General features: G+C 49.3%; 19 protein-coding genes and 1 pseudogene. 6 read left to right on the plus strand and 14 right to left on the minus strand.

The genetic code is table 11. The annotated features are described in order from the left end of the window. Positions 1-19 precede the first annotated feature (19 nt). From K9W43_09900 to K9W43_09930, 7 genes are all read right to left on the minus strand, one after another. Positions 20-844 (minus strand): sulfite exporter TauE/SafE family protein, encoded by an 825-nt coding sequence (locus K9W43_09900; GenBank protein ID MCF2137530.1) that lies wholly within the window; start codon positions 842-844, stop codon positions 20-22. A gap of 185 nt (positions 845-1,029) precedes the next feature. Continuing rightward, entirely contained in the window at positions 1,030-1,785 is a 756-nt protein-coding gene (locus tag K9W43_09905) for a hypothetical protein (GenBank protein ID MCF2137531.1), read from the minus strand. Between the two features lie 659 nt (positions 1,786-2,444). Further along, positions 2,445-3,224 (minus strand): hypothetical protein, encoded by a 780-nt coding sequence (locus tag K9W43_09910; GenBank protein MCF2137532.1) that lies wholly within the window; start codon positions 3,222-3,224, stop codon positions 2,445-2,447. Next, entirely contained in the window at positions 3,224-4,213 is a 990-nt protein-coding gene (dprA, locus tag K9W43_09915) for a DNA-processing protein DprA (GenBank protein ID MCF2137533.1), read from the minus strand. The genes K9W43_09910 and dprA overlap by 1 nt, the downstream gene beginning before the upstream one ends. Positions 4,214-4,433: 220 nt before the next feature. Next, on the minus strand, positions 4,434-5,747 hold the full coding sequence (locus tag K9W43_09920) for a Ni/Fe hydrogenase subunit alpha (protein MCF2137534.1): 1,314 nt from the start codon (positions 5,745-5,747) through the stop codon (positions 4,434-4,436). Next, on the minus strand, positions 5,747-6,652 hold the full coding sequence (locus K9W43_09925; GenBank protein ID MCF2137535.1) for a F420-nonreducing hydrogenase: 906 nt from the start codon (positions 6,650-6,652) through the stop codon (positions 5,747-5,749). Before K9W43_09925 ends, K9W43_09920 begins: the two co-directional genes overlap by 1 nt. 1 nt (position 6,653) lies before the next feature. Then, complete coding sequence (locus K9W43_09930) at positions 6,654-7,052, minus strand: hydrogenase iron-sulfur subunit (GenBank protein ID MCF2137536.1); 399 nt, start codon at positions 7,050-7,052, stop codon at positions 6,654-6,656. A gap of 279 nt (positions 7,053-7,331) precedes the next feature. On the opposite strand from K9W43_09930, the gene K9W43_09935 reads away from it, so the two are divergent. Both K9W43_09935 and K9W43_09940 read left to right on the plus strand, forming a co-directional pair. Further along, the gene (locus K9W43_09935) at positions 7,332-7,568 is read left to right on the plus strand and encodes an Lrp/AsnC ligand binding domain-containing protein (protein MCF2137537.1); all 237 of its coding nucleotides are present in this window, start codon (positions 7,332-7,334) and stop codon (positions 7,566-7,568) included. A 12-nt stretch (positions 7,569-7,580) separates the two neighbouring features. Then, positions 7,581-7,898, plus strand: a complete 318-nt coding sequence (locus K9W43_09940; GenBank protein ID MCF2137538.1) for a hypothetical protein — start codon at positions 7,581-7,583, stop codon at positions 7,896-7,898. Positions 7,899-7,941: 43 nt separating this feature from the next. On the opposite strand, the gene K9W43_09945 is transcribed toward K9W43_09940, so the two are convergent. Then, a complete protein-coding gene (locus K9W43_09945) occupies positions 7,942-9,801 on the minus strand; it encodes an aldehyde ferredoxin oxidoreductase family protein (protein ID MCF2137539.1) in 1,860 nt (619 codons plus the stop codon). A 119-nt stretch (positions 9,802-9,920) separates the two neighbouring features. Beyond that, a pseudogene (locus K9W43_09950) lies at positions 9,921-10,169 on the minus strand (4Fe-4S binding protein). Positions 10,170-10,563: 394 nt separating this feature from the next. Here K9W43_09950 and K9W43_09955 point away from each other — a divergent pair. Then, positions 10,564-11,949: a PAS domain-containing sensor histidine kinase gene (locus tag K9W43_09955; GenBank protein MCF2137540.1), complete on the plus strand. Its 1,386-nt coding sequence runs from the start codon at positions 10,564-10,566 to the stop codon at positions 11,947-11,949. Positions 11,950-12,109: 160 nt separating this feature from the next. After that, complete coding sequence (locus tag K9W43_09960) at positions 12,110-13,429, plus strand: PAS domain-containing protein (protein ID MCF2137541.1); 1,320 nt, start codon at positions 12,110-12,112, stop codon at positions 13,427-13,429. 6 nt (positions 13,430-13,435) lie between these two features. On the opposite strand, the gene pyrC is transcribed toward K9W43_09960, so the two are convergent. Both pyrC and K9W43_09970 read right to left on the minus strand, forming a co-directional pair. Then, positions 13,436-14,815 carry a dihydroorotase gene (gene pyrC / locus K9W43_09965; protein ID MCF2137542.1) on the minus strand — a complete coding sequence of 460 codons (1,380 nt, stop codon included), beginning with the start codon at positions 14,813-14,815 and terminating at the stop codon, positions 13,436-13,438. A gap of 22 nt (positions 14,816-14,837) precedes the next feature. Then, positions 14,838-15,110 (minus strand): MoaD family protein, encoded by a 273-nt coding sequence (locus K9W43_09970; protein ID MCF2137543.1) that lies wholly within the window; start codon positions 15,108-15,110, stop codon positions 14,838-14,840. A 144-nt stretch (positions 15,111-15,254) separates the two neighbouring features. Here K9W43_09970 and K9W43_09975 point away from each other — a divergent pair, with 144 nt between their 5' ends. Together K9W43_09975 and K9W43_09980 are read left to right on the plus strand one after the other, a co-directional pair. Continuing rightward, positions 15,255-16,142 (plus strand): carbohydrate kinase family protein, encoded by an 888-nt coding sequence (locus tag K9W43_09975; GenBank protein MCF2137544.1) that lies wholly within the window; start codon positions 15,255-15,257, stop codon positions 16,140-16,142. Positions 16,143-16,198: 56 nt separating this feature from the next. Then, a complete protein-coding gene (locus K9W43_09980) occupies positions 16,199-17,383 on the plus strand; it encodes a Xaa-Pro peptidase family protein (GenBank protein ID MCF2137545.1) in 1,185 nt (394 codons plus the stop codon). A gap of 10 nt (positions 17,384-17,393) precedes the next feature. Here the strand turns inward: K9W43_09980 and K9W43_09985 are convergent, their stop codons facing one another. The 3 genes from K9W43_09985 to K9W43_09995 are packed head-to-tail and all read right to left on the minus strand — an operon-like array spanning position 17,394 to position 20,946. Further along, entirely contained in the window at positions 17,394-18,488 is a 1,095-nt protein-coding gene (locus K9W43_09985; protein MCF2137546.1) for a 4Fe-4S binding protein, read from the minus strand. 41 nt (positions 18,489-18,529) lie between these two features. Further along, positions 18,530-20,461 carry an aldehyde ferredoxin oxidoreductase family protein gene (locus tag K9W43_09990; protein ID MCF2137547.1) on the minus strand — a complete coding sequence of 644 codons (1,932 nt, stop codon included), beginning with the start codon at positions 20,459-20,461 and terminating at the stop codon, positions 18,530-18,532. Further along, entirely contained in the window at positions 20,458-20,946 is a 489-nt protein-coding gene (locus K9W43_09995; GenBank protein ID MCF2137548.1) for a 4Fe-4S dicluster domain-containing protein, read from the minus strand. Before K9W43_09995 ends, K9W43_09990 begins: the two co-directional genes overlap by 4 nt. Positions 20,947-21,117: the final 171 nt, after the last annotated feature.

The raw sequence follows: 21,117 nt of genomic DNA on the forward strand, positions 1-21,117 counted from the left end.
TTAGGCATCCCCGTTGAGATTAGATTGGTAGTCCCAAAAATGAGAAGAGTCCTATCATCTTCAGGCCCATGTAAATCATCACTACGATGAAGATCCACTTCAGAACTTTCGGATTGACCTTATGGGCCGAATGAGCACCAAGCTGTGCCAGTGGTATGCTTGTCCCTGCAAGAAGGATCCACTGTAGAAGGTTCACGTATCCGATTGAGAACTCAGGCAGGCCTACTACCCCAAGACCTAAGATCATGTAGCTCAGTGCGCCTCCGGTAGCTGTAAAGATCATCATTGCAGTCGAGGTTCCCACTGCCTCGTGCATCTGGAAGTTGAGGAATAGTATCATGACCGGGATGACAAGAACCCCGCCACCAATACCAATGAGTCCCGTAACGAAACCTAAGACGATTCCCCAGAACACGTAGGCTGCTGTACTCTGACTGACCTCACCTTCTGTTCTAATCGGCTTGGCCGTGATCATTCTCACCGAACCAAGCAGGATTGCCAAGCCAAAGATGAGCGTCAGGATATTTCCTGGTAGTTGTGATGCCACAAAGGCTCCAAAGAATCCTGCAACTGCCCCTACTACTCCCAACGTGATTGCGGGTTTCCACATGACGACCTCCTTCGTATGATGTCGAAATGCTCCACTCAGTGCTGTTGGCAAGACGACTAGTAGATTTGTTCCAAACGATACGCGTATCGCTATTGTGGGGTCGATTCCACTGGCGAGGAGGATGTAGTACTGGACGGGGATCATGATGAAACATCCACCAACGCCCAGCATTCCTGAAATAAGTCCCACTGCCGCTCCCGTGATTAACAGGGCGATCATGAACATCGGATCCATTCTTGTCACCTACAATTCACTATGATTCTATATGGGTCCTTGAGCATAAGCTTTTATCGCGACCCACGGCCCCGCAATTATACGGTATATTTGAATATGCCGATACATCATAAAAATCACGGTAAATAATTAGTAATTAGAAACCTCCTGTCATAATTATCGATTTACATTACAATATAGTATACCTACAACACGACTGTGTAATCTTCGGCCTGCAAAAGGTATAATGTTGCGTCACTACTAGGTTGTCCGTCACCGATCACGAGAGTCTGATTTTGTGTTAACTCTCTATCCGCAAAACCAAATGAATACCAATATGCTTTCCAACAAACGGTAACGACTAATTTGAAATGAAGCAAGTCATAATTATGGTTTTTTGCAATTTGATTCGGAATCCAAAGTTTTAATGTTGTAATAAAATCGGTTTCGTTTATACCTCCGGTATTACAGACTATTTGCAGTTGGCCAATATGGTAATACTGTGAATCTAAATCATCTGCACTGTTCCAGGATTTCATTACAAGTCGAGTAGTCTGACCAGACCATGTATCACGGATCTCACTACCACCCGTATAATTCTCATTATCCCCATAGTTGCCTGTCACATTTGAGTGGCCTATAGCAGTACAGTTTGTATAAAGATCTGCTAAGTGTACGTATGGTTCAGCAATCGTAATCCATGAAATGGGCGCATGCTCACTAACATCCGTCACATAGACATCAATGAAACACACTCTTGGTTCATAATGCCAACCCCAAGATCCAGCAATTTGATTTGCAACTACTTTAACAAAAATTGGAAACTCTGTCAATCCGCCAGTATCCACCCACCATATATCAAATGGAGTTTTCACCAGCATCGTAAAATCTGATCCCTTATAGTGCTCGAAAAGACGCTGAAACGGCGATTTACGTATGGCACTCCACGCCGTCGTGGACACCGACACCCTCCTGGTCCTTGCAGCACGGGTCCGGTCCCGACCCGGGGGCGATGCCAGACACATGGTCGCCCTCCTTGATCAGGTCGTGGCCCCACAGCTCGAACGGGTCTACGGGGGCAAGGCCTACCTCTCTCGAAAGGGCGAACGTCCAGTACATCCATGACCGCGGGGCCTACCCTGCCATCGAACCCAAGAGGGGCTGACGGGCCGGTCGCACGGCTATCGTGGCTATAAGGAGCTGCTCAGGGAGTACCGACGAGACCCAGAGGGCTGGAAGGCCAGACACGCCTACGGGCAGCGGAGCCTGGTCGAGACCGTCTTTGGCATGATGAAAGTGCAGTTCGGAGGAGGCCTGAGTTCACGAGGGAGGATTCCGCGAACAACGTCGCGAGGTCTTGCTGAAGGTGCTCCTGCACAACATCGAGCGGCTCAGCTTCCTGGAGTGTGACGGGAGGTGACTTTTCACAGAACCTCTCTATACCCTATTCTGGTTTCTATTACTACAGGGGATATTTCTATTATTAAATACGTGTGTACAGTATGGCACACAGAGCGATTTCAAAGCATAATGTTGGTCTTGTCTGTGGATTAATATCTCAAAAACCGTCTACGAGCAATAATGGGACGTTTAAGCAGGTACATGCCCTCACTTCCCAAATTTAATTAGTTCGTCCAACTACTAATCCTCCGACACTTACGGCACCTTTGTCCCGGAGCCTTCGTGCACAGTATTCCAATGTGTTTCCTGTAGTAAGTATATCATCAATGATAAGAACTGAGGAGTCGGCAGGCAGCACCCCTGGCCCCGCTATGAATTGCTTCTCCGCAGATATCCGTCGGGCACCTCTGCCGAGTTTATGCATCTCTTTGTCATCGTTCTCTTGAATTCGCTGAAGGAGATCCTTTCTTGGTTTGGGCAGGCCCGTAATTTCACAGCACTTTTCAGCAATAACTTCTACAGGATTATATTTTTTACGGCTAGTATCTATTGGAACTACGGTAACTATATTGCTCATTTGCATTATCTCTGATGCTGTCGAGAGAACAAATATTCCAAGGGCCGCGCCTATCTTCTCCGCAATCTCCATATTGCTCTTTGCAGATATAAGATCCTGCGATAAATCCAGAGCACGTCCCTGTATTCTTTGTTGTACTGAAATCTCCGACCAGGTGTAGTATGTACCCATTGCAATAACTCGTTCGAGTGCTTGCCATTCACAACAGGTAGAGCAGCATCCCCTGTCTATGTCAAGGGAACCTTGAGTACCTTGACAGCGAGGGCACACTCCCTGATGTATCTTGTATCGTCTTGTGGATGATGCATCTTGACTACCACTTTCTTTGTTTTTAATGACTATCTGATTGCCTTCTTTTGTCACAGTGTACTTTTTTCCATTGATTTCCACATCCCTCCTCCATATGTCTGGAGTATGTGCCACTATAACACCTCTAGACTTTGCTCTATCTCATCGGCATCAGAAATGGGTATGGCCCCTTCATTTATGAGGTGCAATGGTAACTCCGCTTGGAGCATTTCTGGATGGACTGGTCGTAATACGAATAGTGGACGCTTCATGCTCATTGCAAATCGGGCCTGGTGCCTAGTTCCACTTTCTGTTCGCCCCTCAATAATAATTGTTGCCCGTGAAAGGGCTGCAATAATTCGGTTCCTCTGGACGAACATATAGTTTCTGACCTTTGTGTGTGGTGGATACTCGGAAATCAATGCCCCACCTTGCTGAAGAATTTTATTGGCAAGAGAACTATTATGCATCGGGACAATTTTTTCAACATAACTGGGAAGCACGGCAATGGTCTTCCCCCCATCTGCATCGAGAGCTCCAGTGTGAGCTTGTTCATCAACTCCAAAGGCTAGTCCCGAAATGATAATGTATCCCCGTTGGGCAAGGGCTTTTGCAAGAGTATATGCCATCTTTTTTCCGTACTCGGTTGGATTGCGAGTACCTACAATTGCTATTGCATTGTCTAGGCGGTCTAGTAGTATATTCCCTCGTACAAATAATGTCCGTGGGGGGTTTTCAAGGTCAAAGAGGGCTCGCGGATAACCCTGTCCAATTATTGGATGTATCTCTATCCCTTTTTGTAGAATGCGTTTCACCATTTGTCGGTAGTCTATTTCTTTGACATAATTTCGTGCCTTTGCAATAACTTTGTCAATAATTGACTCTTCAAGTTGAGGTGTTGAATGTGTTCGTACGAGAAGTCTTTGTGCCGTTCCATCCCTGAGAATAATCTCATCCGCTTTACTTTGCTTTTCAGTGGGTGGGTGATATTGAAGGGCCTTTTCAAAACTCTCGAATTGGCGAAGAATTTCAATGGCCGTTTCGTAATCGCACTCTTTAACACTGCTGAGGGCTAACCATGCGGCGTAGTGTTCGATGCGCCTATCTAGGTCTGCTGTGTTCATCTTTAAACCTTCACTCGACCGTCACCTAAAACTATTGTTCCTACACATATAAGCCTCAATATTGTTACGCTTGAGTCTGCTGTTCAAGCTTTTAGATTTCCAATATTCACCTATAAGTGATCATCTTAATGGAATTCTGACGCAGAAAATATCTATTTCATCTTGACTTGGTGATCCTACCGAAAATTGAGGACTCGCGCTTACTGAGTACTGACAGCAACTATTTGATCATCGGCTCTGGCAGTTTTAGTGACTCATGGATCTTCTGTTCGAAGATCTGACGGGCCATCTTCATCAGGCTCTTCTCGATTCCTGCAATATTATTGTTTGTTGCAACGACAAGGTTCACCTTTGTCACAATGCCTCTATCATCAGTCCAGTAATGATGGATTAGTGTACCACGAGGGGCCTCCACGCAACCAACGCCATTCCCTTTTCGCGGTTCAACATCTGTGACTTTTACGTCTGTCCTGACGATGTCTGGGTCTTGTAGTAGCAGGTCGATCTCTTCCACAGCCTGAACCATCTCGATGACACGTGCCCAATGATATGCAAAGGTCGCATGAATTGGACGACCCAGCTTGGATCTCATCTCCTCAAGTGCTTCCTGAGCAAGAGGAGTCTTCATCTTGTCAGCAATGTTACAACGTGCAAGTGAATTTGCACGCCATATTCCCTTTGGATATCCTGCCTCTTTGAAATAGATATGTGTCGCATATGAGTGGCGAGGCACGTACTCTCCAAAGTATTTTCGATAGTCCTTCTGTCTAAAGTCCGCGACTATCTTTCCTTTTGGATCCATAACCCGAAGTTTACCATCATAGATCTCTAATGCGCCCTTGTCGTGAGTTCCTATGTAATAGGTCGGGACAACCGCGAGCTTGGTTATTGGATCCCAGTAGTCCTCTACGACCTTCTTGGCAAGATCTACGGTCTGAGCGAGCCACTCTTTGAGACCCTCCATCATGTCTAGAAAGCGGTCTCGTTTCTCTTCAGAGAAGGGATTGAGCATGCCTCCGGGAACTGCGGTGACCGGGTGAATTGCCTTCCCCCCAACAGCCATTGCCAAGTCCTGTCCATACTGCATGATCTGAAGGGCGAGTTTGCCCACATCAGGTAGTGCCTTAATAATGGCGACAACGTTCCGTTTCGAGGGGTCACCAAAGGGGCCAGCAAGAAAGTCTGGTGCTGCAAGTGCAAAGAAGTGTAGTCCATGTGATGAGAGCTGTTTTGCATTGATGAGTAGTCGGCGTACCTTTACTGCGGCGGGAGTGGGAGTAATCCCCCATGCTGCCTCAACAGCCTTCACAGAGGCAAGATGGTGTGGTTCCGGACAGATTCCACAGATGCGTTCTGCAATACGCGGGACCTCTTCAGCAAAGCGGCCCTCCAAGAATTTTTCAAAGAATCTTGTGGAGGTGACATTGAATTGTACGTCTTTGACCTTGCCATCTTTACCCAGTTTAATCGTGAGGTCGCCATGGCCCTCGAGACGAGTGACTGGTTCTATCCGTATGATTTTCTCGCCTGTCATTATGACTCCTCCTTTGTAGTAGTGATCTTTGAGATGAATGATGCCGCATAATCTGTAAAGTAGAACGAGCCTATCGGATCCGGGAACATTTTCTTGAGTTCCTCAGGGCTCATGTCAGTGATTGCCCCAAGGGCTGAGATGATTTTTGCACCATGGTCTTTGATGGACGGTGGTGGTCCAAAACAACCTTTACAGGGAGAATTAGCAGAGGGGCACTGCGCGCCGCACAGTCCAATTGTGGCAAATCCAAGGCAGAGATACCCCTGATCGAGAAGGCACTTGTTCGGATCGATATGGCCTTCGTAGGTCCGATGAAACTCTGTGATGTGTTTCTCCTCGCGTTCTCTTGGACATTGATCGCATACAGTCCTATTCGGAAGGTCAAACGGTTTACCTGTCAGGAGAGCGACCACTGCATCATAGATATTGTCACTGGTCGGTGGGCATCCTGGAATAATCAACTCGAAGGGAACCAAGTCGGGATTGGGAACAATATGATCCGTGAATCCCGGGACATTCTCATCCGGGACTCTTGGATCTGTGATAGTTTCGACCTTGAGGAACTTTCTTGTAATGGCCTCGTCTATCTTCCATTGATTGAGAAGCCCTTGCACTCCTCCATAGCACGAGCATGATCCCCATGCCACGAGGACTTGGCTCTTCTCGCGCATGACGTTGAGAAGGTGAACATCTTCTTTTGTTCTGCAGCTACCCTCAACAAATCCGATATGGATAGACTGTTTCGGCATCTTTTCGAGGTCACTCAATTTGTAATCGACAACAGCGGGCCAGTACATGATCTGTAGTTGTGGTAAGACCTCCAAGAGTCGAAGGTGCAGGTCTACAAGGGACTGGTCGCAACCCCAGCATGAAGAGAGTTGTGCAAAGGCAACACGCTTTGGCATCCTATTTTCCCTCCTTTCTCATTGGGCTTGGTCCGAGTTCTTTGATCCGTTCCACCATACCCCGAATCCCCTCTGCAAAGACATCTCCCTCAGCCGCGCTTGCCCACTGAAGATGGATTCTTCTCGAATCCATTCCTGCCTCTTCGAGAAGATTTTGGAGGAGTGCGAATCTGGCACGCATCTTGAGATTCCCGGTAGAATAGTGGCAATCACCGGGGTGACAGCCAGAGATGAGCACTCCGTCTGCGCCCTGATATAATGCATCAAGAATGAAGGTCGGATCAATGCGTCCTGTGCAATTGACCCTGATGATCCTCACATTTGGCGGCATCTGTAGCCTACTCGTTCCTGCAAGATCCGCTCCCGCATAGCTGCACCAATTACAGCAGAGTGCTAAAATACGAGGTTCGAACTCTCTTTTTTTCTTAGACTTTGATCTTGTCTTAGACCTCGCCTTTAATGTAGTTTTCACCACTAGAGGACCTCCCTTCGGTCCTTGTGTTGGTATGCGTATCGTTCCTAAAAGCGTTCGTGCCCTGTGCACGTACATAATCATACAGTTGAATGACCGGGTACGTTCATTTTAACTCTTTCAAATGATAGAAATAGGTAGTTTTATTTCTCTCTTTGCTATATTAAAAGTATGTACGTGTGTCTCCTATGAGGAGGTATTGGTGCGATGATTATTGCATTCATTATGGGAAAGATTGATTCCGCAAAGGCCCATGACATTCTCAATAAGGTACGTGACCTTGAACCAGTGGAAGAGGCATATCTCATCTATGGTGCCTATGACCTGCTGATCAAGGGCACATTCAAGAGTCCGGAGTCTCTCAGTTCCTTTGTGGTAGATGAGCTACGAAACATAGATGGTGTTCGTGACACTGTGACGAATGTGTGTGCGAGTTCCAGCTAGGGGGCTGTTTCTATGTCTGAGATTTTTGCTCAGCGCCTCTACACATTCAGGCCACGGCACGGGCATCAGGTCCATCTTGGAGCAGCAGAGATACGGGCTGCAATTCTGAATATTGGAACAGAGGTCTTGGGCAACGAGTTTACAGCAGAGGTCGTTTCGGAAGAAGCGGGAACTGTGCTTGTCAGCTGCTCCTCTGCCTCGGGGCAGATCGTTGATGAGATGGATACCAAACTCATGGTCAAGATTATCAACTTCTGCGAGCAGAATAACCTTGAGGTTTCTGTCGGTGACATGGAAGTGCGAACTCGCCCCGATGAGGACTGGGTCTGATTCGTGATTGGTACGATAGCCATCTCTATCGATTGGTCTTCTGTCACCGGAGTCCCAGTTTCTTCAGGGTCGAGTCGAATGGGACACCTGTTTCGGTATCCCATCCTCTCTCTCTGTAGTACTCACTAAGCATCTGGTCAAGTTCGACCACCTGCCCCTTTGGAGGACCAACAGGGGCTGGTTCTTTTGTCAGTCTATCTGGAAGAGAGTCGTCTTTCTTTGTGATTCCCCGACTGACATTGAACAGTCTGTTGAGGTTCACGATCCTCTCACCAATGATCTGTAGATCTTCAACTGTAAACTTGAGACCGTTGTGTAGACGCAGTGCCTTTGCCACATCCTCGTAATAGAACTCCGGAGGGATCTGTGTACCGTATTTGCACAGTCCCACACTCTCCACCACGACCATGTAATCTTCACATTCTTTGACCATGATTCCCTTGTACACAGGGCTCAATCTATCAGTCATCTCTGGAAGGTATTGTTCTCCAAAGCGCTTCTTAATCTCATTATCGAAGCCCGCCTCATCGAGAACGGGAAATGCATAGAGATGATCCGCACCGCGGGCGGCTGTTGCTGCCGCAAGACCCATGGACTTTTGGGCACGGGGTTCCTGCCCTGCAATCTCCTGCTTTTTCACAGTCATCACAAAGCGCTCGCTCCCCTTGCCAATCTTCTGTGCTGCCCTGAAGCTGCCCTCTGCAAGGAGATCGCCGAGCCCCTGCCGAAACGCTGTCATCTCGGTGAGCTTGACGATGGTCTCATGGTTCCCCCAGCTCAGATCGATTCCGCCAGTGTCTTCTTCTGTGAGCAGCCCCATCTCGTAAGCCTCCATTGCCCAAGAGATCGTGCCTCCCAACGAGATAGTGTCCATGCCATACATGTTCGCCAGATGATGCGCATACAAGATGGACTCTACATTATCATTTCCGCATCTTGATCCCAGAGAAGACTGGCTCTCGAACTCAGGAGACCCTCCAATATATGCGTAGGGTCCTTTTCGAACAGCCGTATAGCGCCCACATCGCTGGAGACAGCTGAAATCAGACCTCGGTTTAATGAGATACTTCTCGCTGATGAGCTCCCCACTGATCTTCTCATAGCCCTCAAATACGCCCTGACGCATGTTATACGTGGGGAGTCTGCCAATGTGGTTCATCAGTTCGATCAAGTTTGTCGTGCCAAACCGTGCACGTTCAGGCGTGAATGGATTGGCCAGCATCCTCCTGTAGAACTCGTCCATCTCTCTCAGATAGTTGGCGGGGTCCGCGACCTCTAATTTACCTCTCCCACGAACAGCGATTGCCTTGAGCCTCTTTGACCCCATCACCGCTCCTAAGCCGGATCGAGCCGAGGCCCGATCTCTATCATTCATGATGGCGGCAAATCGAACGAGGTTCTCTCCGGCTTGTCCGATGGCCAGTGTCCGGCACATCCTTCCGTGTCGCTTATGGAGTGCATCATCGGTCACAAAGACATCCTCTCCCCAGAGATTCTCCGCATCCAAGAGATCGACCTCTGAATCTCGAATGTTCAGATAGACTGGAGATGATGAAGCGCCTGTGAAGAAGATGGTGTCATATCCCGCAAATTTGAGTTCGGCCCCCCAGAACCCTGCTGCGTGGCTCTCCCCCCAAATGTCAGTGAGTGGGGAGAGTGCTGCAATAGTATGACGTGATGCCTGTGGAAACATTGAGCCTGTGAGTAACCCCGTTGCAAACCCTAAGACATTCTTCGGCGAGAGTGGATCGATCCCGACTGGGATCTTGTCCGTCAGGACTCGTGACAGATACCCTGCACCGAGCAGATATTTCCGAACTATCTCTTCGTCCACCGGGCGTTTCTCAACTGACCCTCTTGTTAGGTCCACCCACAGTTCCTGTCCACCGATTCCCTTGATCATTATTGTTCACCTCGCTCGCCGTAGAGAATTGGCCCATATTGCTCGTACAATTGTTCCAGCCTGCCATCCTTGTCCCTCTCTCGTAATTCGGACTCGGTTATCATCTCGATCGCATTGACTGGGCAACGGCTCACGCATTCGCCACACTGAATACATTTGATCGCCTTACCAGTGTCTGGGTTGAGATGGATTGCAAAATACGGACACGCATCAACACAGGCGCCACACCCCGTGCATCGTCTGTTGTTCACAATGATGACTCCTTTTGATGTACGTGTCAATGCGTCTTCAGGGCACGCCTCGATACATGGTGCATCCTCACAATTTCTACAGAAGAGTGGGAAATCAAGGCCCGGTTCTATTCGCATCACTCGAACACGTGACCACTCTGGACCTATCACCTTGAAGTAATGCATACTACATACGTTTACACAGATCATGCAACCAGTACAGATGTGGGGGTCTCCAAAGATAAACTGTGGCTCATCCATTATTATTCACATCAGAGTCATTACTTATCGGCCGAGCGGTCAGATGCTATTCAAATAGGGCTCTTTTTTTTCACGAACAGTCCATGTGTTTGCTATCAGTGACCTGCTCACTTGGCACTAGAAATTACTATATCTTATGATTACCTTTTAACAGTACCTTCACTGCACCACCTATGTTTATTTATTAAACGAAATGCTTTGGGGTCATAGATGTGGGCTCTCGAATTGGAACACGTTACAAAACGCAGGTACTCAGATGGGGATAATGGCTGTGAGTAGAACACCGGACAGATCATCAATCCTTCCCAAAATGAAGGAGGTGATTCTCAGGTCTCATAGAGATGTGGTTCTCATTGTGGACTCCTCGATGAAAGTTCTGTGGGTCAACGAGGCCGCCGTTCAGATGTTTGATAGGCCTATTGATGATCTGGTCGGTAGTGATTGTACCACTATTACCCGCTCCTCTCCCCATCTCTCGGTCATTCCATCTGCTCTTGCTACGGCGTTTCGTAAAGGATCTCAAGTGACCAAGTCTGTGTCTGATGCGCAACACATACGACTGACTATCCGGATCACTCCCTTGTTAGATGGTGATGGCCGCCCACGTGCAGCCTCTGTGAGTATTCGCCCTGAAGCGACAAGGAATCCAATAGTAGCTGTTGACGCGCAGACTCTGGACTGGCACAAGGTCTTGGACGCTATTGGATATGGCACAATCATCTTGGATTCTCAACAGAGGATTACCTATGCGAACCGCTCGATATTACATGCTCTTGGCGATCCTCCTGAGAGCGAGGTCATCGGGAAACACTGTTATGAGATATTTCACTCAACTGATGCGCCACCCGCCGGATGCCCGTTTCTTGCCTTGCGAGCTTCAGCATTCCAAGCGCCCTCTATGAGTGGTCATATGGATATGCTCGGCCGTGATGTCATGGTTTCTGTTGCCCCCATAATTGGCAATGATGATGTACCTTTACTGTTTGTTCATGTCAGTGTTGATATATCCGACCGTCTCTTGGCCGAGGAAGCAGCCATGCTCTATCTTGATATCCTCTCTCACGATATTGCCAATCATCTTCAGACGATTCTTTTGGGCGTGACTATTCTTGCGAAAGATCAAGATGATGAGATTGCACGACTTGTCTTTACGTCGATTGATAATATTGATCGACTAATCATAAAGGCCCGTGCAGTTGAGGGTCTCGATTCTGCGCCATTGGGGGAAGTCGTGCTTCAAGATATACTTGAGCCGCTCTTGCTACGGCTGAAGAGTCAGTATAGTGACGTAGAGATAGTTACCGATCTCCCCTTCTCTCCCTGTACAACATATGCAAATAGGTTCTTGGAGATTGCATTCGAAGCCTTGCTGGATAATGCAGTTCGATATAATCCTCATGATAACAAAACGGTCTGGGTCAGTATTCACCCGGTAAACGATGGCTGGTTAGTCAAGATTGCTGATAATGGCCCCGGAATTCCGGACTATCGTAAAGAGAGTCTTCTCAATCGCTCACGAAGGTTTGGAGGTATGGGCATCCACCAATCCTCGTTGATCATTCGGTGGTTTGGAGGTACGCTCTCGATTCGGGATCGCGTTCCGCAACATCCTGAAGAGGGCGTGGTGTTTGTGCTATGGCTTCCGGGGATGCACTGAACTTGTAGCGAAAGGTCTCAATCCTTTTCAACACGGGCCTCTTTTTTTATAAAATTTGGCTCTCGTATCAATTAATTCGCCCGTTAAACAAAAGACTATAAGCGACGTTTAGTTGCTTTATCTATTCCACAGCCTTTCTAATTATGGGCCTGATGAACTGATGACCGACTCTATTGATTCTCATACCGTGCAGCAAGTGCAGGATATGCTTCTACGCACAGCTAAGGAATCGATCTTCATCATAGATGCAACTATGATTGTTCGTTGGGTGAATGGCTCGGCACTACGTATGAGTCGTAAGAGTATTGACGAGATTATCGACCGAGATTATCGGAAGATTGGTCTTATTGCTTTTCGATCAGAAACGGTTCATGAAGGCGTGCTGGAGGCTGTTCGCACAGGCGTACAGGTCTATCGCGAGATTTGCCTCGGTCCCGTTTCATCTCGGTTCTTGAAGATTATTCCCTCTGCATCTGGTGGTGTAGCATTAATCTTGGAGTCGCCCGATGATTGGCAACACGTCTATGATGCAATCGACCATCCATCGATGATTCTTGATTCAGAGCAACAAATTATTGGCTTTAATGCCGCAGCCAATGAGCTGTTTGGAGACCTGCCAGCTGACAGAGTCTATGGTCGGCATTGTTATGATCTCTTTAGAGACTGTGAACTTCTTGTCACTCAATGTTCCGAGGAGAGTTTTAGTGAACTCGATGCCATACTGTTAGACTCTGAGATCGAGCTCAAGGGGCATGTGTACAAGGTCTCTTGTACAAAAATAGACAATGGCTCAGCAATCCAAAAGACGCTCTATCTGGCGACGGATGTTACGGCAAAACGTACTGCCGAGGATGCAGCCAGTCTCTATCTTGATGTGATTGCTCATGATATTGCCAACCATCTACAGATCATTCTGTTCGGGGTTTCATCAATGGTTGACGATATGACTAATCAGACTTTACAGTTGGTGCTTCACTCTATCAATCGAATAACTCGCCTAATTGCCAAGGCTCGGGCTATTGAAGGACTTGAGAGTTCTCAATTAGAACCTATGGTCCTGCAAAAAACACTTGGTCCGATGCTGGCAGAGTTTCAGAGCTGTAATCCTCATGTTGAATTTGTGATCTCGTTTCCAGAGAAGGACTGTATTGTTCTTGCAAACTCGTTTCTTCCTGAATTGATCATTAATCTACTTGATAATGCTGTTCGGTACAACACCAAGGATGAAAAGATCGTCTGGGTCCGAATCGCTCAGGTGCAACATGGCTGGGAGGTTTCAATCTCCGACAATGGTGTCGGAATCGACTCTTCCCAAAAGGAGAGTCTTCTAGATGGTGCACGACGATTTGGCGGAATTGGCATCCATCAGGCCAAGTTGATCTCGCGGCGGTTTGGGGCCTCTCTTACTATTCGAGACCGTGTCGATTCGTGCCCTGAAGAGGGTGCCGAGTTTGTGGTTTGGTTCCCAAAGGCGAAATAGACCAGTCTACGCTTGCGGTTGGTCCAATAGTATTGTGCCCTTTCCCATCGGTTGGAACTGCCCATGCCCCGGTTTGACAAGGATCTCTCCCTCATGGTAGACCAGTGTTCCTCGTACGAACGTCATCACGGGGACTCCTGTCATCTTCATACCATTATAGAATGTCCATCCGCTCTTTGATAATATCCCATCGCTGGAGATCTTCTCTTCGGTTGTCGGTTCTACCAGTACGAGGTCCGCATCAGCCCCTATTACGAATGTTCCCTTCTTGGGGTAGAGCCCAAAGATTCGAGCGGGATTACGGGTCGTGATGCGTAGTAATCGGTTCCATGATAATCGGCCTCTGTTAATCCCTTCTGAGAGCAGGATCCGAAGAATCATCTGAATTCCGTCAACTCCTGCCCAGGCCTTACGGATATCCTCTGCTCCCTTCTCTTTCTCTTCAAGGGGGGCAGGAGCATGATCGCTCACAACGATGTCAATGGCCCCTGTCAGCAGTCCCGCCCAGAGTGCAGCGCGGTCCTGTTTTGAACGTAGGGGCGGGTTCATCTTGCTCTTTGGTCCGAAACGGTTCATCTCATCTCTGTCGAAGATCAAATGGTGTGGGCAGACCTCTGTGGTGACCTCTACACCGTTCTGTTTGCCAACTGCGATTTCGTGGACTCCTTCTCTAGAGGTGATGTGAGCTATGTGGAGGTGTCCCCCAGTCTGTGCTGCAATTCCGATGTTCTGTCGTACAGCCAGCTGTTCAGCCAGAGCAGGCCGTGCAAGCGCGTGAGTGATAGGTGCATCCCAGTCGCCATCCAAGTCCTTAGCAAACTCGTCCAGAATTCCTTGATCCTCTGAGTGAATGGTCAGATGCCCCCCAAATTCCGAGACCTCGCTCATGGCCTTGGTAATGACTCCCGCATTGGCGTAAAAGGGTTCACAGGTGAATGTCTTAAAGCCCTCGACTCCCTTCTCGATGAGTGCAGGAATGTTCCTGACATTGTCCGAATTGATCATTCCCCCATAGAGTGTGAAGTCCGTGATTGCAAGGCGCTCACCAGTTTTGATCTTCTCCTCCACCAGCGATGGTGTGTCCACCTGACTACTGAGTGGCATCTCGACAACTGTGGTGACTCCTCCAGCAGCAGCCAGTATTGTTCCAGTGGTGAAGTCCTCATGGTCCAGCATAGCCTCGTCGTGAAGGTGCGCGTGCCCATCGATTAATCCGGGCATCAATATCTTGTTGTGTGCGTCAATGGTTTCCGCGGCTGGCGGGAGATGTAGATCCGTCGCTATTGCAGTAATCTTTCCATCCACGACTGCCAGTCCGCCGTGTACAATTCCGGTTTCCAATAGAAGTTTGGCATTTCTGATGACCAAATCCACTTCATTTGTCACTTGGTTGCCTCCTCTCTCTCCTCTATCCCCCACCAACAGGCGGAAAAATCGCAATCGAGTCACCTTCAGTCAGTATCGTGTCATTTCCGTCAAGGAGTTCTGTTCGTTTACCATTCACCATACAGGAATAAAAGCGTTTCAAGTTACCAGTCTCAGGGTCTAGTACATTATCTGTGAAGGCCGTGCCAAACATCTCGGCGAGAGCATCCAATACATCCTGTATCGTGTTCGCCTCTAGCTCTACATTTCTTGTCCCCAGTGCTTCACGAACAGATGCAAAGAACTTCACAGTCACTCGCGCCAACTGTCATCACTCATATTAATCTACGACCGCATGTTTTAATCGTTGTCGATTGGACGGATTATTCGGTCCCAGCGAAAAGTAGAAGTCCTTACGTACATTGAAAGATAGTATACTGCTTCTAGGAGCGTCGAATGTGTGGAGATACTAGTCGTCGGACATCTCAGTCGAGATTTTCTCGTGACCCCTGAGATGCAACGTGAGGCACTTGGTGGAGGCACGGCCTATGCTATGTTGGCCCCTACCCTTGAAGCACTTGGCGCTGGTATTGTCACCCGAGTCGGTCGTGATTTTGAGCAGCAGTATATTGACTCCCTGCGGAACTCCGGACTTGATCTCACAGGGATGCGTACTAGCGGTCCCACATCGACACGCTTCGTTAACGAGTACGATGAACATGGTGAGCGCACTCAGCGTATTGAGGCCCTTGCCCCTCCTCTGCGGGGTGAAGACTATCTTCCGCACCATTACGACACAAACATTGTGCATTTCTGTCCGCTGACTAATGATGAGGTTCATCTGTCCTGTATTGAGGCCATGGCCTTCAGGCGTGTCCTTGTATCTCTTGATGTGCAGGGTTTTCTCAGGCCAAGCAGGATCGGTCCTGTTGAACCTGTGGAATGGGGCGATCCCGAACGGGTTCTACGGCATGTTGATGTGATGAAGGCCGATGAGGAAGAGATTCTGCTTGCGATGCAGACGGACTCGGAAGAAGTGGCTGTGCAACGAGCGCTCCAGCATGGCCCACAGATTGTTATTGTGACTCGTGAGAGAAAAGGTTCTACAATTTTCACCACTAAATCACACTGGGATATTCCCGCAGTCGTTGGCAGTCGGCTTGTCGATGAGACCGGAGCTGGCGACACCTACATGGTCGGTTTCCTGTTGGAATATGTGCGGTCAGGCGATGTCAGGAGAGCAGGTCTCTTTGGAGCGACCTGTGCATCCTTTAATCTGGAACACGTCGGCCCCTATCATATGCCGAGCAGGAAGCAGGTCGAAGAGCGAATGCTTCACTACATGTAGCACTCACGGGAAGGCTTATTCATATGATTCGTGCTTAGAATGACGAGGGTTAGACTATGCTTGAAGATCTTGATCGGCTCATGGAGCACGAAGGTATTGATGCCTTTGTTGCCGAGGGAAATGCCTTTGAGGTTCCTGATATTTTCTGGTTGACCGGATTCCGCTCGCCTGACACTGTGACCTATCTTCATAATCGTGGTGAGCCGCCCCTTGTAGCGACCGGCTTTAACACACTGGAACGACTTCACAAAGAGAGTTTTGTTAGCAAGACCTACGACCTCACAGAGATCTATCTGTCTCTGATGCGTGAGAACAAGCGTGCCAGTGAAAATCCCGAGCTCATCTATGGTCCGCTCTTGAAGGACGAGTTCTCAGGTGACGTGATCGGCGTCCCTGATCATATTCCGGCCAGTGTGCTTGTTGCTATCCAGGGGTTGGGCTACAAGATCAAGGTAGTGCCTGACCTTATCAAGGAGGCTCGTGCCACAAAGTCGCGCAAGGAGATCCGCACGATCACCAAGGCTGGACGGGCAACTATCGATGCGGTTTCGAAGGTCATCTCGATGATCAAGGATTCGGACATCGGGCCCAAGAACAATCTACTCTATAATGGCCAGACTCTCACGGCTGGGGACATCAAGCTTGCTCTTGATCATTCCCTTCTCGATCAGCGCGCTGAGGCGGCTGAGGACTCGATCGTGGCTGTTGGGAAGAAGGGGTATGACTTTCATTATTTGGGGCGGCCACGCGACCCTCTCAAGGCAGGAGTGCCTATAATCATTGATGTGTTTCCCAGACTCAAGCTTGATCGATATGTTGCCGATGTCACACGCACTGTCGTAAAGGGGCCTGTCACTGATGACGTAAGGAAGATGTTTGATGCTGTCATTGATGCGGCTAATGCCTCTGCCGAGGCGCTCCGTGATGGGGCTAAGATCGATGATATCAATATGGCATGTTACAATACCCTGAAACAACATGGGTTCGCCTCACGCAAGCTGAACCCCGAGGCACAAGAGGGAATGCTTCATGGTCTTGGTCATGGTATTGGCCTTGAGGTTCACGAGCTACCCAGTTTCTATCATTATGATGATCACTTCGCTGAGGGTCATGTTGTTGCAGTTGAGCCCGGTCTGTACTTGAAGCGGATTGGTGGGGTCCGCGTGGAGAACGATTTTGCTGTCACAAAGGGAAAGGCAAAGCTTCTGACCACTGGTCTTGATCCGTACCAGTTCGTATAATCACCGACCACTATCTCAACGACATAGCATGTGGTGGACAGATAGAGGTACAGAGGCCGCAGGCAACGCATCTGTCACTGTCCACCCGTACCTCTTTCTCTTCACGATCCACCTTGATTGCTCCATAGACACAGGATTTCTCACACAACCCACAGAGGGTGCATGTGTCCATGTCGATCTGGACTGGTGGCCTTGACTGCTCATTATGTCTGAGATGAGGTATGGCCATTCCCACAATGTCCCATAGCGAGTCATACTGATGATTTCTCAACCATGTCGCAATCCCGCGAGCAATTGTCCCATAGACCGAGGGGCCATTCAGGATCGCCGCAGTGCATACCTCGACGAGACTGGCACCCGCCATCATGAACTCTATCGCATCCTCCCCCGTTGTAACACCACCTACTCCTATGATGGGCCTGTCAACTACTGAGGCAATGTCCGCGACGCAACGTAGTGCAATAGGTTTCAGGGCCGACCCGCTCATCCATCCAAGTCCTCCCTCACTGCCTAACATGGGCCTTCCGGTCTCGATATCGATTCTCAGGCAGGGACCAAAGGTATTGATTGCAACAAAACCGTCTACATACCTCTCCAGCGACTTGGCCACTTTTGCCACATCGACCTTTGGACTCAGCTTGGCAAAGATGGGGATATCCACAGCCTCGCGTAATGCCTTTGCGATCTCGACATGGCCTCCAACGTAATGCGTGGAGAACTCTATGGCGTGGACCCCAGCCTTCTGGACCTTTGGAGCGACCTCGGCGACTTCCTCTGGAGTGTATCCCACACTAGCAATCACCGGGAGACCTGAACTCAGGGCTATCGGGTACTCTTTCTCGAGCCATTGCTCAAGAGGCAGCTCACTCCATAGCTCGGCATTGAGCAATCCCTTTCTGGCACCGACTCGTCCCCGATCAAGAGCGGCCATGTTCGGGTTTGGCACCTCTGCTGGCTTGACGCTCACGGTCTTGGCGACAAGTCCTCCGGCACCCCCACCCATAGCCTCAAGGAGTGTCATGCCATCGCGTGCAGCAGGGCCTGCTGCGGTCAACACGGGATTTCTGAACTTGAGACCGGCTACTTCGAGATGGAGGTCTGTCATAGTTGAACACTCACTCCGTTGCTTAAGAGGTATCTGCCATGCTATTTGGCTATCATTCCGCGTGCCTCGAGATCCTCTGCGACATAGTCAAGTCCGAGTTCCATCAGCCTCTCCCGCTTGGGGAATCCCGTCTTTTTGTCGCAGCCACGAAAGTCATAATATTCGTCAAGCATCTGATCCAAGTCCGGTAGTCCGCCCTTTGCTGGGCCTGTCGGCATGGCCTCCTTGAGTAATCTATGGGGAAGGGTCTCATCTTTTCGGGTGATTCCCAGTCTGTGATTGTATGCTCTTCTCAGGTGTGCGATTCTACGGCTCGCCTGCCTGACATAGGCAACATCACCCCATTCGGTCATTCCGGTCAGATGTGGTAGCACGTTGGCAAAGGTCTCATAGTAGTAGACCGGAGGCCACATTGTCCCATACTTGCAGATGACCGCCGAGTCCACAAGGGCATAGAGATTCTCCATATCCCAGATGAGTTCGCCTTTGTAGTCCGGCGACATAATGTCCAGAATCTTGTCGGCCTTCTCCTTGCCAAACCTCTCAATGACGATCTCCGGGTACCCAAGCTCCTCAAGGCTCGAGAGACTGCGCAGATGATCCGCTCCTCTCACGTTGGTCGCATATGTCAATCCTACTGATTGGTGCGCTCGTGGATCCTGTCCCGATGCCTCGAGACCCTTGACGTGAATTGCGTATCGCCACGCATCTCCGCCGAACTTCTCAGCGGCTCTTCGTGTACCCAGTGAGAGTACCTCGCCCAGTCCTTCTCTCTTGGCGATCTGTTCTACAAGCTCGACCATCGTGTCAATATTACCCCAAGTGAGTTCCAGACCGCCTGTCATACTTGCGTCGAGGATTCCCTTCTCCCAGAGTTCCATTGCGAACCCGATGGACTTGCCACAGGAGATCGTGTCCATTCCCAATTGGTCACATCTCTTTCCAAGATACATGATGGACTCGATGTTGTTGTTCAGACAGTTGGAACCAAAGGCCATCAGGGTCTCGTACTCTGGCCCACCCGCAGGGGCACTGGCAAACCTGCCGTCTCTCACACGATAGATGTACTTGCATCCGATAGAGCAGCCATGACATGCCTCTTGGGCAATGCGATATCGTTCTGCAATTATCTCGGGTCCTATGTCATCAGCATGCTCGTAAAACCCGGTCCAGTGGTTCTTGGTGGGCAGTCTGCCGATCTCATTGATAATAGCCACGAGGTCTGTGGTACCATACTTTCTGAGAGAACCTAATGATTCGGCCCATAACGGATCTCTAAGCTTTTCCATCTCCTGTCTATTGGCCTCGAGGTATTTTTCCATGTCATATGCTTCAAGCGGAAGAGATCCGCTTGCTGCAATACCTTTGAGATTCTTCGAGCCCATTACTGCTCCAAGTCCGGTACGTCCGGCTGCTCTGTAAAAATCAATTATCACACTGCCATAGAGCACCTGTCTCTCTCCCGCTGGGCCAATGACGGCGGTCTCTATGGAGGGGTCTCGTAGTTCTTCTCTGATCATTCTAGTTGTGACATCGGTCTCTCGACCCCACAAGTGCTGTGCGTCCCTTAATTCAGCCTCGCCATCTCGAAGAAAGAGATAGACCGGCCTTGGAGATCTGCCACTGATGACAATGAGATCAAATCCCGCATATTTCATCTCTGGGCCAAAGAATCCGCCTGAGTGGCTCTCCGCCCAAATACCTGTGAGCGGGCTCTTTGAGGCGAACATCATTCTGCCTGAGGGTGAGAACATCACTCCCGTGAATGGACCTGTTCCCACAACAAGGACATTCTCTGGTGATAACGGCTCTGTTTCTGGTCCTGTGCGCTCCCAGAGAATTTTAGATGAGATGCCCGTGCCTCCCAGATAGAGGCGTGCCCACTCTTTGACCATATCTTTGACAATGGTCTTACCCTTTGTCAGATCGACTTCGAGGTATTTACCAGCATATCCCTTGTATGGAAATGTCATTGTTGTTCCTCCTGAGCTATACCTAGCATGGTCGCCACACGTGCAATGTTGTGGTCTCGTATCGCGAGTCCATCCAAGTCTGCTGCGACAAGTTGTATCGCTCCGTACTCGCAGGCGGCGACACAGGCCGGATCACCTCCACAGAGGTCACATTTGATCGCGTATCTCTCAATAGGGTCCAACGTGATTCCTCCATACTTGCATGCTGTCACACAGGCTCCACATCCTATACATCGGGCCTCATCTACAGTCAGGACCCCCGCCTCATTATAGTCAAGGGCACCTGTTGGACATGCCTCCATACAGAGTGGATGTTCACATTGTAGGCAGACTACGGGAATGACAAGATTCCGAGCCTCATCCCTGATCACTTGGATCCGTGCTCGGCGAGGATTGAAGGTTGAAGTATGATGGACCGAACATGCAAGTTCGCAATTTCTGCATCCCGTGCAAAGATCGATATCAATGGTGAGGAATTCTCTCAAAGTGGGCCGCTCCCTATTGATTAGTCGGGCCTTCTCATTTGTGATAGTTGCCTCTTTAAGTTGTTGGCTATAGAGTTCGAGGACCGATTATGCTACTCAACGTACCATGCTTGGACGTGCGTCTTTGTCATGTGGCCCATACCAGCATTTTTTCCAACAAGTGTTTTACAA

Source organism: Candidatus Thorarchaeota archaeon (assembly GCA_021498125.1).
Taxonomy (GTDB): Archaea; Asgardarchaeota; Thorarchaeia; order Thorarchaeales; family Thorarchaeaceae; genus B65-G9.